The following is a 14091-nucleotide window of genomic DNA, read 5'->3' on the forward strand; positions in this document are numbered from 1 at the left end:
CGGCGTAACAGGTTGGCGTGGTGTTGGATGAGCGACCACAGCAGCCAGATGAAGGATGTGTGGGCAGATATGGACACGACGGCGACCGAGCCGGTGCAGGCGTACCTCACCGCGACCGGCGAGCGGCTTCGGGCCGACGGCTGCGAGGTGCGGACCGAGGACTGGGGCGGCGTACCGGTGCTGATCGGCTACCGGGGCGACTTCAGGATGCGGTGGATGGCGACCAAGCTGCACCTGTTCACGGTGGCCGCGCCGACGACGCTGGTCACGGCGGACGCTCTGCAGAGGTTCACCGCCACGGCGATGGACTACGTGTTGGCCCGCAAGGGGCAGCTGCGTGGCTTTCAGAACGGCGTGGCCGTGTTCCCCGCCCTGGTCGGCACCCAGGTCGAGCCGGCGGCCTCGGCGTGGGCGCAGGGGGGCCAGCAGATGAAGTTCGCCGCGGTGGCCCGTCCGGTGGCGGTGGACGCCGGCAGCGGCAGGGCCAGCGCGTACCGCGGCAATCCGGCGCTCGGCTTCATCTATGCGGCCCACCTGCGGAGCAAGTTGAACGCGTACTTCCCGGTGGCCGGAACCTGAGCGGTCCGTGACGTACGGCGGGGCCCCGGTCACCGTGAGGTGGCCGGGGCCCCGGTCGTGCACGGGTCAGGAGCGCAGCTCGATCTGGCCCCGGATGGTGACGAACTCGGCCTTCGTCTCCTCGGCCGACTTGAAGTACATGACCACCAGGCCCACGCTGCCCCGGTCGGCCCAGACGCAGACGCCGAGCGGCACGCCCTCGGTCTTGCCGTCGCCGCAGCGCGCGTCACCGCCCAGCGGGCCCGCCTCGACCACCGCCATGTTGGTCACCGACAGCTCGCTGGACAGCCCGGTGACGGCCTCGTCCAGTTCCTTCTTCGGGTCGGCCATCACGCCGGACACCGCCGTGATCATGATGAGGTCCTGCTCGGCCGGGTCGCCGTAGAACGCGCCGATCGTGCTTGTCTCGTTCTGCACCTCGGTCTTCATCTCGGTGACCATCTGGTCGGCGACCGTCTGCAACTGCGGGTCGGTGTTCTTCGCCCGGCCGGCGAGGGTGGCCGGCGCGACCACCCGGGTCTTGGTGGCGTCGACGACGTCGCCCACCTCGTCCTTGACCGCGAACCAGGTGATCGCCGCGCCGCCGAGGCAGAGCACGAGCACCACGGCCAGCACGATCAGGATGATCTTGCCGACGTTCGACTTCTTCGCCGGTGGCGGGCCGCCGAACTGGTTCGGGTCGCCGTACGGCTGCCCCGGCTGAGCCGGCGGGAAGCCCTGCTGCTGCGGCGGCGGCCAACCGCCGGGCTGCTGCGGCTGGCCCGGCTGCTGCGGCACGGCCGGCTGGCCCGGCTGCTGCGGCGGGGGAGGGGAATCGTGCGGCGGGCCGAAGGGGTTGGCCGGCGGCTGGGACATCAGTCAGCTCCAGGATGGGTGTGCAAAGCGCGTGATCGTAACCCGGCGACCGCCCCAGCGTGGCCCCCGCCCAGGTCCCGCCGGTCCCGCCCGCTCCCGGGCCGGTCACCAACGAGCGCGGTGGCCGGCCCGGTCCACGAGGGACGGTCCGGCCACCGCGACGGTGGTGCTGGGGTCGTGTCAGGCGGGCAGGCTCGCCGCTCCGAGCGGCAGGAACCGCCGGCCGGTGACCCGCTCGCTGGTGCCGGTCCGGTCCAGGTACGGCGTGACGCCGCCCAGGTGGAACGGCCAACCGGCGCCCAGGATCATGCACAGGTCGATGTCCTGCGCCTCGGCGACCACGCCCTCGTCCAGCATCAGCCGGATCTCCTGCGCGAGCGCGTCGAGCGCGTTCTGGCGTACCTGCTCGGCGGTCAGCGGCCGGTCACCGACGACGAGCAGCTTGGCCACCTCGTCGTTGACCTGGTCGTCGACCACGATCGGCTGGCCCGAGTCGGCGATCCGCTTGAGGTTCTCGCTGACCCCGAACCGGTCCGGGAACGCCTCGTGCAGGGTGCCGCCCACGTGGTACGCCACGGCCGGCCCGACGAGCTGGAGCAGGGCGAGCGGGCGCATCGGCAGGCCCAGCGGGTCCAGTGCGCTGTTCGCCACGTCCAACGGCGTGCCGGCGTCGACGGCCGCGAAGACGGTGCCCAGGAAGCGGGTGAGCAGCCGGTTCACCACGAACGCCGGGGCGTCCTTGACCAGCACGCTCGACTTCTTGAGCTGCTTGCCGACCGCGAACGCGGTGGCCAGGGTGGCGTCGTCGGTCCGCTCGCCCCGGACGATCTCCAGCAGCGGCAGCACGGCCACCGGGTTGAAGAAGTGGAAGCCGACCACCCGCTCCGGGTGCTCCAGCTCCGCGGCCATCTCGGTGATGGACAGCGAGCTGGTGTTGGTGGCGAGCACCGCCTCCGGGGAGACGATCTTCTCCAGCTCGGCCCAGACCTGCTTCTTGACGCCCAGGTCCTCGAAGACCGCCTCGATGACGAAGTCGGCGTCCGCGAAGGCGCCCTTGTCGACCGTGCCGCTGACCAGGCCGTACAGCTTGGCGGCGGTGCCCTTGTCCATCCGGCCCTTGGTGACGGCCTTCTCGATCTGGGTGTGCACGTAGCCGACGCCCTTGTCCACCCGGGCCTGGTCCAGGTCGCTCATGACGACCGGCACCTGGAGGCGGCGGGCGAACAGCAGCGCCAACTGGCTGGCCATCAGGCCGGCGCCGACGATGCCGACCTTGGTGACCGGGCGGGCCAGGCCCTTGTCCGGTGCGCCGGCCGGCCGCTTGGCCCGCCGCTGCACGAGGTCGAAGGCGTACAGGCCGCTGCGCAGCTCCTCGGAGAAGACCAGGTCCGCGAGGGCCTCGTCCTCGGCGGCGGTGCCGGCGGCGAAGTCGCCGTCCTTCGCCGTCTCCAACAGGTCGAGCGCCTTGTACGCGGCCGGGACCGCGCCGTGCAGCCGCTGGTTCAGCGTCTCCCGGGCGAAGTAGAGCACGCCCGCCCACATGTCCTTGTCGACCTCGGGCCGGGTCACGGTGACCTGACCGCGCACCACGCCGGCGGCCCATTCGAGCGACCGCTCCAGGAAGTCGGCCGGCTCCAGCAGCACGTCCGCGATGCCCAGCTCGGCGGCCTGCTTCGGCTTGAGCATCTTGTTCTGCATGAGCGGGTTCTGGATGATCACCTGCGTGGCGGCGGGGATGCCGATCAGGTTCGGCAGCAGTTGGGTGCCGCCCCAGCCGGGCACCAGACCGAGGGAGACCTCGGGCAGGGCGAGCGCCGCCGCGCCGCCGGAGAGCGTCCGGTAGTGACAGTGCAGCGCTAGCTCCAGGCCGCCGCCCATGGCCGCGCCGTTGACGAACGCGAACGTGGGCACGGTGCTGTCCTTGAGCCGGGCGAAGACCCGGTGGCCGAGCCGGCCGATCTCCAGCGCCTGCGCGCGGTCGGCGAGCTGCGGCAGGCCGACGATGTCCGCGCCCACACAGAAGATGTACGGCTTGCCGGTGACCGCGATGAACGCCGGGTCGGCGGCGAGCGCGGCCGTGATGGCCTCGTCCAGGCTGGTCAGACCGGCCGGGCCGAAGGTGTTCGGCTTGGTGTGGTCGAAGCCGTTGTCCAGGGTGATCAGGGCGGCGGGTCGGTCCAGCCCCGGTACGGTCACCGAGCGCAGCAGCGCCCTGGTGACGACCTCGTTCGGCGCCTTCACTTGTCGCCCTCCGTCCAGTGCGGGTTCTCCCAGATGACCGTGCCGCCCATGCCGATGCCGATGCACATCGCCGTGACGCCGTAGCGGACCTCGGGGTGCTCGGCGAACTGGCGGGCCAGCTGGGTCATCAGCCGTACGCCGGACGAGGCGAGGGGGTGGCCGATGGCGATGGCGCCGCCCCACGGGTTGACCCGCGGGTCGTCGTCGGCGATGCCGAAGTGGTCGAGGAAGGCGAGCACCTGCACGGCGAACGCCTCGTTCAGCTCGAACAGTCCGATGTCGTCGATGGTCAGCCCGGCCAGGCGCAGGGCCTTCTCCGTCGACGGGATCGGGCCGACGCCCATCACCTCCGGCTCCACCCCGACGAAGCCGAACGACACCAGCCGCATGGCGATCGGCAGGCCCAGCTCGCGGGCGGTTGCCTCGTCGGCGAGCAGGCTCGCGGTGGCGCCGTCGTTCAGGCCCGCCGCGTTACCCGCGGTGACCTTGCCGTGCGGGCGGAACGGGGTCTTCAGGGTGGCCAGCTTCTCCAGCGACGTGTCGCGGGGGGCCTCGTCCACTCCGGCCAGACCCCAGCCGCCCTCGGCGTCGCGGATGGCCACCGGCACCAGGTCGTCCTGGAGCTTGCCGTTGGCGTACGCCTTCGCCGTCTTCTGCTGCGAGGCGAGCGCGAACGCGTCGGTGCGCTCCTTGGTGATGTGCGGGACCAGGTCGTGCAGGTTCTCCGCGGTGGCGCCCATGACCAGCGCCGACGGGTCCACCAGCTTCTCCGCGATGATGCGCGGGTTGGGGTCGACGCCCTCACCCATCGGGTGGCGGCCCATGTGCTCGACGCCACCGGCGATGGCGACGTCGTACGCGCCCATGGCGATGCCACTCGCGACGGTGGTCACGGCGGTCATCGCGCCGGCGCACATCCGGTCGATCGCGAAGCCGGGAACGGTCTTGGGCAGACCGGCCAGCAGCGCTGCGGTACGGCCGATGGTGAGGCCCTGGTCACCGATCTGGGTGGTGGCCGCGATGGCGACCTCCTCGACCCGCTCCGGCGGCAGCTGCGGGTTGCGGCGCAGCAGTTCACGGATACAGCGGATCACCAGGTCGTCGGCGCGGGTGTTGGCGTACATGCCACCCGCCTTGCCGAACGGGGTACGGACGCCGTCGACGAAGACGACATCCCGAACTTCACGGGGCACTTGAGCCTCCTAGCCGAACGGGCACGTTACCCCGGATGCTACTCGCCAGTAACCAACCTGCCGCCCGTCCCCCGCTGTGGCACACCCCACACCAGAGAGCGGGGGCGGGTCAGGGGATGGGGTTGGGGGCCAGGGCCTGGGTCAGGTCGGGGGTCAGCAGGGCGATCTGCCACTCGCGGGCGTTGAAGCCGCGCAGGGACTCCGCCACCGTGTCCTCGATGACCTCCTCCGGCGGGCTCCACGCCAGACGGCGTACCGAATCCGGGGTGATCAGATTTTCCGGGGGCAGGTTGTGCTCGCCCGCGATGCGGACCACCGCCTCCCGGCAGCGGGCCAGGCGACCGGCCGCCACCGGGTCCCGCTCGGCCCACCGGTGCGGTGGTGGTGGGCCCTCCACCGCCGGGGTGACCGGAAGGGCGTCGTCCGGCAGCTCCCGGGCGTCGTCGAGCGCGGCCAGCCAGGTACGGGCCAGCCGACGGACCGACCGCCCCCCGAAGCCGGGCAGCGTCAGCAGCGTCTTCTCGTCCTTCGGGTCCAGCTCGGCCGCGGCGACGATGGCCGAGTCCGGCAGCACCCGGCCGGGCGCGGCGTCCCGCCGGACCGCGATCTGGTCCCGGGCGTACCACAACGAGCGGACCCGGGCCTGGGCCCGCGCCCCGCGCACACGGTGGATGCCCGACGTGCGCCGCCAGGGTTCCGCGCGGACCCGGGGCGGCCGGGCGCCGGTCCGGACCAGGGCGGCGAACTCCTCCGCGGCCCAGGCCGACTTGCCCTGCCGGGCCAGCTCGGCGTCGAGCGCGTCGCGGAGGTCGGTGAGCATCTCCACGTCGAGCGCGGCGTAGGTCAGCCACGACTCGGGCAGTGGCCGACTCGACCAGTCGGCCGCCGAGTGATGCTTCTCCAGGGTGAATCCGAGTAGCTGCTCGGTCAGCGCGGCCAGGCCGACCCGCTCGAACCCGGCCAGCCGAGCGGCCAGTTCCGTGTCGAACAGCCGGCGCGGACGCAGCCCCACCTCGGCCAGGCAGGGCAGATCCTGACTGGCCGCGTGGAGCACCCACTCGGCCTCGCCGATCACCGCGTCCAGCGTGCTGAGGTCGGGCAGCGGCAGCGGGTCGATCAGCGCTGTGCCGGCGCCCTCGCGGCGCAGCTGCACCAGGTACGCGCGCTGGCTGTAGCGGTACCCCGAAGCGCGCTCGGCGTCCAGGGCAACCGGGCCGGTGCCCGCTGCGAACCGGGCCACGACCTCGGCGAGCTCGGCCGGGGTGGTCACCGGATCAGGGGTGCCGTCGCGGGGGGCGGTCAGCGGAACGGGCCCACCGTCGGTCGGGTCGGGCCCCTCGCCCGCCGGCTGCGGCTGGGCCGACGGCGGGTGCTGGGGTGCGTGTCCCGGGAGTTCTTCGGTGGGCCGACGGCGCAGGGGTGGTTCGTCGGTCACCTGCCAACCCTAGTGCGCGCCGTGATCCGGCGTGTGCAGCCGGTCCGGCGTGTGTCGGTCAGGTGTCCGCAAGGTGTCCCTTCGGATGCCGGACATTGGGGGAGACAAAGCCCGTTCGCGCAGGTACGGTCCATCGAGCCGCCGGCCCCGCTCGGGTGATCCTGGGCCGTGGCCGCAAGCGCACGACCACGGGGAAGGGCAAGACGATCATGACGGCTGGCTTCGGTGCGGGGGACGCACGGCCAACGGGCGCCGAGCCTGACGACGTGAGCGGGCGGGCGGCCGAACGGCCGGGCCCCCTGCCGCCGCGCATCGAACCGCACCCGGAGGTCGGCGCCACCTGGGCCGGTGCACCGGGCCCCGGGGTCGAGCCCTCCGCCGCCGTCCCGGCACCCCGTGCCGGCTGGGCGGCCCCACCCAACGCCGGCCAGTGGGGCGCGGCGCCCCAGGGGCCCGTGCCGGCCGGCCCGCACACCACGGCCGCTGCGCCGGGCCCCGCCGCTGGACACAGCACGGCCGCGCCGTACGCGCCCGGGCCAGCGCCGTACGCGGCAGGTCCGGCGTCGTACGGCGCCGGACCGTACGCCCCGGGCGCTCCCACGGCCTACGGCGCCGGCGGCTATCCGCCCGCCGGTGACCTGGCCAGCGCACCGCCGTTCCCGACCGCGGGTCACCCCGGTCAGCCCGGCTGGCCGGGCGTCACCCCGCCTGCGCGACCCACCCGGCGTCGCTGGCCGGTGGTGCTCGCCGTGCTGCTCGTCGTCGCGCTGGCCGCCGTGGCCGGCCTGCAGGCGTACCAGCTCGACCGGCTCGGCGACCGGCTCGCCGCCACCGACCGCCGGCTGGCCCAGGCCCAGGACGGCGACGGCACCCGCCTCGACGGCCTGGAACAGCGCACGGACGCGCTGGAGAAGCAGGCCGGGGCGGCGTTCAACCCCGAGGCGGTGGCCAGCGCCGTGCTGCCCAGCGTCTTCCGGGTGCGGGCCGGCCAGTTCACCGGCACCGCGTTCGCGGTGGGCAAGCCGGCCGCCGGTGGCGGCACCAACCTGTTCACCAACTTCCACGTGGTCGAGACGATCTGGGAGAGCGGCGGCCGGCAGGTCTTCCTGGAGCGCACGGACCAGCGCTTCCCGGCCACCATCGTCAAGGTCGACAAGGCCAACGACGTGGCGCACCTGCGGGCGACCGGCAAGTTCGCCGGCCTGGTCACCGCACCCAGCGCCGTGAAGTCCGGGCAGCAGATCATCGTCGTCGGTGCTCCGCTCGGCCTGGAGGACAGCGTCACGACCGGTGTGGTGAGCGCGTTGCGCGCCGCGCAGGGCGGCTCCGGACCGGCCATCCAGTTCGACGCCCCGATCAACCCCGGCAACTCCGGCGGCCCGGTGATCAACGGCAGCAAGCAGGTGGTCGGCATCGCCACCGCCAAGGCTCGTGACGCCGAGGGCATCGGGCTCGCCATCCCGATCAAGGTCGCCTGCGACGGTTTCAAGATCTGCTGACCTGCGGCCCCAGCCGCTCGCGCCACCCACGGCCGCCCGGCCGCTCCCGCCACCGACGGCCTCCCCGGCCGCTCGCGCCTGACGGCCTCCCCGGCCGTCCCCGACCCATCCGGGTCCTCGGTCCCGGACGATCCCGCCGCTGCACCTGGTCCGTCGCGCCTACCGGCGGAGGACCTGCTCACCTGGAGGAAGAACATGTCCCAGCCACCGACCGGGCCGGAGGGTCTCCCGCCCGCCACCCCGACTCCGCCGGCCGGCTCGCCCGACCCCGACGCGACGGTGCAGCACGCGGCCGGCACCGACGCGACGGTGCAGCACGCGGCCGGCACCGACCCGACCGTGCGGTACCCGGCCGGGCAGCCCGCGCCGCAGCAGTACGCGCCGGGTCAGGCCGCGCCGCAGTACGGTGCCGCCGCGCCCACGCAGCCGCAGTACGGCACCCCGCAGACGCCGGGCTACCCGGCCAGCGCCCCGCCGTACGCCGGCCAGCCGATGTCCGCGCCGCCGGTCTCCGGTCCGGCGTACGGGCAGCCGATGTCCGCGCCGCCGGTCTCCGGCCCGGCGTACGGGCAGCCCATGTCGGGCCCGCCCGGGATGGTGCCGTACGGCGCTGCCGCGGCTCCGCGGCGGGGTCGCGCGGTGCTGGTGCTGGCCCTGGTGGCCGCGCTGCTCTTCGTGCTCAGTGGGGTGATGACCGGGCTGTTCGTGACCAAGAACAACGAGCTGAACCGGACCGAGAAGCGCCTCACCGGTCAGGTCAGCCAGCGCGACGGGACGATCGCGGCCAACACCACCGAGATCGGGAAGCTCAAGACCGATCTGCAGGCCATGCAGGACAAGCTCGACAACACCGAGCAGGACCTGACCGGCACCCGCAACGACCGCGACGAGCAGGCCCGGCAGAAGAAGGTCATCGCGAGCTGCCTGGACAAGCTGACCACCGCGCTGGGTGCGGCGGCGGCCGGGAACAAGGGCGCGTACGACGCGGCGATGAAGGGCCTCGACAAGGTGTGCGACGAGGCGGAGAACTACCTCTGATCCGCTGTGCCGGCCGCCGCCGGGGTTTCAGGCGGTGGCGGCCGGACGGCGGTCGGCCAGGGCGGTGACCCCGGGTGGGGGCAGGCCGGCCGTCGAGGCGAGCAGGGCGCACCAGCCGAGCAGGTGGGGGGCGAGGTCGTCGTCGACGGGCGTCCAGGAGGCGCGGATCTCGATGTCGCCGGCCGTCGGTGGCCCGGCGAGGTCGCCGAACCGGGTCGACATGGTCTGGGTGACCGTCCCGCCGATCGCCCGGTGACCCGCGTCCTGGGTGTCGAGGGCGTCGGTCAGCCACGTCCAGCCGACCCCGGGGAGCAGCGGGTCGGCGGCGAGGTCGACCTCCAACTCCGCCGTCACGTAGGTGACCAGTCGCAACGTGCCCTGCCAGGCCTCGTGCCCGGCCGGGTCGTGCAGGAGGATCAGCCGGCCGGTGGCCACCTCGTCGCCGTCGCGCAGCACCGTCGCGGAGAGCGCGAACGTGAACGGCGCGAGCCGCTGGGGGGCGCCGACCTCCTCGAGGGTGATCTCCGGTCGGGGTGCCGGCGACCGCAGCCCGGCGACCGCGCGGGCGAAGGTCTCCGGGAGCGCGATCGGGGGGGCCATGTCGGCAGCCTATGCCGCCGTCGGCCCACCCGCTTCGACGGCGCGCCGACACGTACCCCGACCGCCCGGCCGCGCGACGGACGTTAGGTGCGTCCCTTCCGTTCACCCGCGGCGGGCTGGGGTCGGGCGGCGTGGCACGATTGCGGCGATGACCACGGACACCACGGGCACTGCCGCCCGAGACGGACACCCGCGCCCCGGCGGCCCGGCCGACTCGCCCTTCATCCGGGCCTGTCGGCGTCGGCCCGGCCCGCACACCCCGGTCTGGTTCATGCGCCAGGCTGGCCGCTCACTGCCGGAGTACCGGGAGATCCGGGCCACCGTGCCGATGCTGGAGTCCTGCCGTCGCCCGGAGCTGGTCACCGAGATCACCCTCCAGCCGGTGCGCCGGCACGGGGTCGACGCGGCCATCCTGTTCAGCGACATCGTGGTGCCGGTCGCCGCGGCCGGGATCGACCTGGACATCGTGCCGGGCACCGGCCCGGTGGTGGCCGAGCCGATCCGTACCGCCGCCGACATCGAGCGGATCCGCCCGATCGGCCGCGACGACGTCCCGTACGTGGACGAGGCCGTCCGCCAACTGGTGGTCGAGCTGGGCGACACCCCGCTGATCGGCTTCGCCGGCGCGCCGTTCACCCTGGCCAGCTACCTGGTCGAGGGCGGCCCGTCGCGGACCCACGCGAAGACCAAGGCGCTGATGTATGGCGATCCCGAGCTGTGGCACGCGCTCTGCGGCCGGTTGGCCGAGGTGACGCTGGCGTTCCTGCGGGTGCAGATCGAGGCCGGCGTGTCCGCCGTGCAGCTGTTCGACTCGTGGGCGGGCGCGCTCTCCGAGGCCGACTACCGCCGTTACGTGCTGCCGCACTCGACGGCCGTGCTGAGCGGGCTGGCGCACGCGGGCGTGCCGCGCATCCACTTCGGGGTCGGCACCGCCGAGCTGCTCGGCGCGATGGGCGAGGCCGGCGCCGACGTGGTCGGCGTCGACTGGCGTACTCCGCTGGACGTGGCCACGCACCGGATCGGCCCGGACAAGGCGGTGCAGGGCAACCTGGACCCGACCGTGCTGCTCGCGCCGTGGCCGGTGGTGGAGGCCGAGGTGCGCCGGATCCTGGCGCAGGGGCGGGCGGCCCCCGGGCACGTGTTCAACCTCGGCCACGGTGTGCTGCCGGAGACCGACCCGGACGTGCTGACCCGGGTGGTCGCGCTGGTGCACGAGGTCTCCAGCCGCCGGGCCGACCAGGGCTGACACGGCGATGCGGCAGCCCTGGCGGGTGGCGGTGGTCGGCGGCGGGATCGCCGGGCTGGCCGCCGCGGTCCGGCTGCGCGACCGCGCGCCGGAGGGCACCGAGATCACTGTGTACGAGCAGTCCGGCGCGGTGGGCGGCAAGCTGCGCACCGGGACGTTGGCCGGCGCGCCGGTGGAGTTCGGCGCCGAGTCGTTCCTGATGCGCGACCCGACCGGGGCCGAGAGCGCGGCGGTGGCGTTGGCTCGCCGGCTCGGGCTGGCCGAGAAGATCGTGCACCCCAGCGTCGGGCAGGCCGCGCTTGTCGTCGACGGAGGGCTGCGCCCCATCCCGGGCGGGACGCTGGTGGGCGTACCCGGGGATCTGGAGCGGGTGGCCACGGTCGCGCGCCCGGCCGCGGACGCCGACACCGACGGCGGCCGGCCGCTGGTCGGGCCGGACGCGGACGTCTCGGTGGGCGCGCTGGTCCGGTCCCGTTTCGGCGACGAGGTGGTCGACCGGCTGGTCGACCCCATGCTGGGTGGCGTGTACGCGGGCCGCGCGGACGACCTGTCGCTGGTCACCACGATGCCGGCGCTGGCCCGTGCCGCGCGGGTGGAGCACACCCTGGTCGGCGCGGTCCGGGCGGCGCAGGCCGCCGCGCCGCGCGCGCCGGGCGCCCCGGTCTTCGGCACCCTGGCGGGTGGGCTCAGCACCCTGGTCGAGGCTGCGGTGACGGCCAGCGGCGCGACGGTACGACGGGACGCCGCGGTGCGTGACCTCACGCCCACCGGCACGGGGTGGCGGCTCACCGTCGGCCCGACCCGCGATCCTGAGCTGGTCGACGTGGACGCCGTGGTGCTGGCGGTGCCGGCCCGGCCGGCGGCCCGGCTGCTCGCCGGCCCGGCCCCGGTGGCCGCCTCGGCCGTGGGCGAGCTGGACTACGCGAGCGTCGCGCTGGTCACCCTGGCGTTGCCGCAGCCGCTGCTGCCCGAGCTGTCCGGCTTCCTGGTGCCGAGCACCGAAGGGCTGCTGATCAAGGCGGCGACGTTCTTCACCACGAAGTGGGGGCACCTGCGGCGGCCGGACGGGCTGGCGCTGGTGCGCGCCTCGGTGGGCCGCTACGGCGAGGAGGCGCAGCTCCAACGCCCGGACGCCGACCTGGCCGCGACCGTGCACCGGGAGCTGTCGGCGGTGCTCGGCGCCCCGCTGCCCGCCCCGGTCGACGGGCACGTGCAGCGGTGGGGCGGCGCGCTGCCCCAGTACGCCCCGGGGCACGCTGACCGGGTGACCGCCGCGCGGACGGCGCTGCGGGCCGCGCATCCCACCCTGGCCCTGGCCGGCGCCGGCTACGACGGTGTCGGCATACCGGTCTGCGTCCGCTCCGGCGAGACGGCGGCCGACGAGATCATCACAGCACTGGGAGGATCGGCGAGATGACCGAGCAGACCAACGCGGCCCGGTTGCGGGAGCTGAACGACAGCATCCGCTACACGATGTGGTCGGTGTTCCGGGCCAGCGCCCCACTGCCGTCCCTGCGGGACAACGTCACCGGTGAGGTCGAGTCCCTCTTCGACGAGCTGGCCGGCAAGGACGTGGTGATCCGGGGCGTGTACGACGTCTCCGGGCTGCGCGCCGACGCGGACGTGATGATCTGGTGGCACTCCGCGTCGAGCGACGCGCTGCAGGACGCGTACCTGCGGTTCCGCCGCACCACGCTGGGCCGGGCGCTGACCCCGGTCTGGTCGCAGATGGCGCTGCACCGGCCGGCGGAGTTCAACAAGAGCCACATCCCGGCGTTCCTCGCCGGCGAGGAGGCCCGCCCCTACCTGTGCGTCTACCCGTTCGTGCGCTCGTACGAGTGGTACCTGCTGCCCGACGCCGAGCGGCGCGAGATGCTGGCCGAGCACGGCAAGATGGCCCGCGGCTACCCGGACGTACGCGCCAACACGGTCGCCTCGTTCGCGCTGGGCGACTACGAGTGGATGCTCGCGTTCGAGGCCGACGAGCTGCACCGGATCGTCGACCTGATGCGGGACCTGCGCGCCTCCGGGGCCCGCCGGCACGTCCGCGAGGAGGTCCCGTTCTACACGGGCCGCCGCCGGTCGGTCGCCGAGATCGTCAGCTGCCTGGTCTGATCCCCGCCGGCCGGCGCCGCACCCCCGCCCGGGTGCGGCGCCGGACGGGGATCAACTGGTCTTCGTACAGGAGACCAGGGGAACGGGGTTGCTACCGGTCCACGAGCCGAGGAAGCCGAACGTGGTGCTCGCTCCGCCGGCCAGGACGCCGTTGTAGTTCACGTTGCGCGCGGTCACCAGTGTGCCGTTGGTGGTGACGTTGGCGTTCCACGCGGACGCGACCTTCTGACCGTTGTTGAAGTTCCAGCTCACCGACCAGCTCTGCGTCGGCGAGTTGGCCCCCGCGGTCACCTTCACCTCGGCCTGGAAGCCGCCAGCCCACTGACCGGTGATCGTGTACGTCGCGTAGCAGGCGCCGGCCGGCGCGGGAGTGCTCGGCGGCGGCGTGCTCGGCGGCGGCGTGCTCGGGGGCGGGGTGGTGGGCGGTGGCGTGGTGGGCGGCGGGGTCGTCGGCGGCGGCGTGGTGGGCGGCGGCGTGCTCGTGCCGCCGGAGAAGTCCACGTCACTGCACAGGTAGTACGACTGGTCCAGGTGGCTGGCCTGCCAGACGGTGTAGACGATGTGCCGTCCGGTGCGGCCCGGCGCGCTGACCGGGATCTGGATGGAGACGCCACCGGTGTCCGGGTTCCACTGCGACGCCGGGGTGTTGCCGATCTGGCCGGCCAGCTCCAGGTCGTCCCAGCCGAGCGCCTCGGTCGACGAGTTGAAGCCCTGCTTGGTCACGTACACCCGGATGTAGTCGGCGCCGTGGCTGGCCTGGTCGAAGAAGCGCAGCCGGAAGTTGTTCGACACCGGGGTGGCCTTCCACGCGCCGACGGTGTCCAGGGCGTTGTAGCGACCGTTCTGTGTGCGTCCGCCGCTGCACAGTTGGCCGTTGGGGACGGCGGCCTGGTGGTTGCCGGCCACACCCTCGCGGAACAGCCCGTTCCAGTTCCACATGGCCTGCGGGTCGGCCTGCCAGGCTTGCCAGCACATCGGGTCCTCGGTGGCCATCCGGGGATTCTGGAAGTCGCTGCCCCAGCGTTGCCAGCAGCTGTAGTTGCGCGAGGCCGGGTCGACGACCGAGCCGTGCGCGGAGGCGGGCTGGACCAGCGCGACGCTCAGCGCGGTGGTCAGCAGGAGCGTGGCGGCCGCCGCGATGGCGAGTGGCCGGAGCACGCGTGGTGATCGGGCGAGAGTGGACATGGAGCCCCCGGGGGGATGAGGTCGGACGACGACACCCGGACAGCCGGGAGTTGCCCGCTCCCGTGCCTACTGCGTTGCTCCCGCGCTGGCTCTACCCGGCACGAT

General features: G+C 73.7%; 12 protein-coding genes. 6 read left to right on the forward strand and 6 right to left on the reverse strand.

Annotated elements, in window-relative coordinates:
* Positions 1-27 precede the first annotated feature (27 nt).
* The gene (locus ACFYPH_RS21225; RefSeq protein WP_387184011.1) at positions 28-579 is read left to right on the forward strand and encodes a levansucrase; all 552 of its coding nucleotides are present in this window, start codon (positions 28-30) and stop codon (positions 577-579) included.
* A gap of 66 nt (positions 580-645) precedes the next feature.
* Here ACFYPH_RS21225 and ACFYPH_RS21230 read toward each other — a convergent pair whose 3' ends face one another.
* The 4 genes from ACFYPH_RS21230 to ACFYPH_RS21245 form a co-directional block, all read right to left on the reverse strand.
* Positions 646-1434, reverse strand: a complete 789-nt coding sequence (locus ACFYPH_RS21230) for a hypothetical protein (RefSeq protein ID WP_387184014.1) — start codon at positions 1432-1434, stop codon at positions 646-648.
* Between the two features lie 180 nt (positions 1435-1614).
* Complete coding sequence (locus ACFYPH_RS21235) at positions 1615-3675, reverse strand: 3-hydroxyacyl-CoA dehydrogenase NAD-binding domain-containing protein (RefSeq protein WP_387184017.1); 2061 nt, start codon at positions 3673-3675, stop codon at positions 1615-1617.
* Positions 3672-4868: a thiolase family protein gene (locus tag ACFYPH_RS21240; protein ID WP_354858147.1), complete on the reverse strand. Its 1197-nt coding sequence runs from the start codon at positions 4866-4868 to the stop codon at positions 3672-3674. Before ACFYPH_RS21240 ends, ACFYPH_RS21235 begins: the two co-directional genes overlap by 4 nt.
* Before the next feature lie 109 nt (positions 4869-4977).
* A complete protein-coding gene (locus tag ACFYPH_RS21245) occupies positions 4978-6303 on the reverse strand; it encodes a ribonuclease D (RefSeq protein WP_387184021.1) in 1326 nt (441 codons plus the stop codon).
* 209 nt (positions 6304-6512) lie between these two features.
* Between ACFYPH_RS21245 and ACFYPH_RS21250 the strand changes: the two genes are divergently transcribed.
* Complete coding sequence (locus ACFYPH_RS21250; protein WP_387184024.1) at positions 6513-7802, forward strand: trypsin-like peptidase domain-containing protein; 1290 nt, start codon at positions 6513-6515, stop codon at positions 7800-7802.
* Between the two features lie 195 nt (positions 7803-7997).
* Positions 7998-8840 (forward strand): hypothetical protein, encoded by an 843-nt coding sequence (locus tag ACFYPH_RS21255; protein ID WP_387184027.1) that lies wholly within the window; start codon positions 7998-8000, stop codon positions 8838-8840.
* Between the two features lie 27 nt (positions 8841-8867).
* Here ACFYPH_RS21255 and ACFYPH_RS21260 read toward each other — a convergent pair whose 3' ends face one another.
* Positions 8868-9440 (reverse strand): DUF3000 domain-containing protein, encoded by a 573-nt coding sequence (locus tag ACFYPH_RS21260; RefSeq protein ID WP_266250991.1) that lies wholly within the window; start codon positions 9438-9440, stop codon positions 8868-8870.
* A gap of 148 nt (positions 9441-9588) precedes the next feature.
* Between ACFYPH_RS21260 and hemE the strand changes: the two genes are divergently transcribed.
* From hemE to hemQ, 3 genes are read left to right on the forward strand one after another with little or no spacing between them, the layout of a single operon-like run.
* Positions 9589-10686: a uroporphyrinogen decarboxylase gene (gene hemE / locus ACFYPH_RS21265; RefSeq protein WP_354858140.1), complete on the forward strand. Its 1098-nt coding sequence runs from the start codon at positions 9589-9591 to the stop codon at positions 10684-10686.
* Positions 10687-10693: 7 nt separating this feature from the next.
* Entirely contained in the window at positions 10694-12103 is a 1410-nt protein-coding gene (hemG, locus tag ACFYPH_RS21270) for a protoporphyrinogen oxidase (RefSeq protein ID WP_387184030.1), read from the forward strand.
* Positions 12100-12801, forward strand: a complete 702-nt coding sequence (gene hemQ / locus ACFYPH_RS21275; RefSeq protein WP_363942777.1) for a hydrogen peroxide-dependent heme synthase — start codon at positions 12100-12102, stop codon at positions 12799-12801. The genes hemG and hemQ overlap by 4 nt, the downstream gene beginning before the upstream one ends.
* A gap of 51 nt (positions 12802-12852) precedes the next feature.
* Here the strand turns inward: hemQ and ACFYPH_RS21280 are convergent, their stop codons facing one another.
* Entirely contained in the window at positions 12853-13986 is a 1134-nt protein-coding gene (locus tag ACFYPH_RS21280; RefSeq protein ID WP_387184033.1) for a lytic polysaccharide monooxygenase, read from the reverse strand.
* Positions 13987-14091 lie beyond the last annotated feature (105 nt).

This window comes from Micromonospora sp. NPDC005252 (assembly GCF_042872475.1).
Classification (GTDB): Bacteria; Actinomycetota; Actinomycetes; order Mycobacteriales; family Micromonosporaceae; genus Micromonospora.

Excerpts from the sequence above, each read along its gene's own strand:
- ACFYPH_RS21225 (WP_387184011.1), top strand. The coding sequence starts at position 28 with ATGAGCGACCACAGCAGCCAGATGAAGGATGTGTGGGCAGATATGGAC.
- ACFYPH_RS21230 (WP_387184014.1), bottom strand. The coding sequence starts at position 1,434 with ATGTCCCAGCCGCCGGCCAACCCCTTCGGCCCGCCGCACGATTCCCCT.
- ACFYPH_RS21250 (WP_387184024.1), top strand. The coding sequence starts at position 6,513 with ATGACGGCTGGCTTCGGTGCGGGGGACGCACGGCCAACGGGCGCCGAG.
- ACFYPH_RS21255 (WP_387184027.1), top strand. The coding sequence starts at position 7,998 with ATGTCCCAGCCACCGACCGGGCCGGAGGGTCTCCCGCCCGCCACCCCG.
- ACFYPH_RS21260 (WP_266250991.1), bottom strand. The coding sequence starts at position 9,440 with ATGGCCCCCCCGATCGCGCTCCCGGAGACCTTCGCCCGCGCGGTCGCC.
- hemE (WP_354858140.1), top strand. The coding sequence starts at position 9,589 with ATGACCACGGACACCACGGGCACTGCCGCCCGAGACGGACACCCGCGC.
- hemG (WP_387184030.1), top strand. The coding sequence starts at position 10,694 with ATGCGGCAGCCCTGGCGGGTGGCGGTGGTCGGCGGCGGGATCGCCGGG.
- hemQ (WP_363942777.1), top strand. The coding sequence starts at position 12,100 with ATGACCGAGCAGACCAACGCGGCCCGGTTGCGGGAGCTGAACGACAGC.
- ACFYPH_RS21280 (WP_387184033.1), bottom strand. The coding sequence starts at position 13,986 with ATGTCCACTCTCGCCCGATCACCACGCGTGCTCCGGCCACTCGCCATC.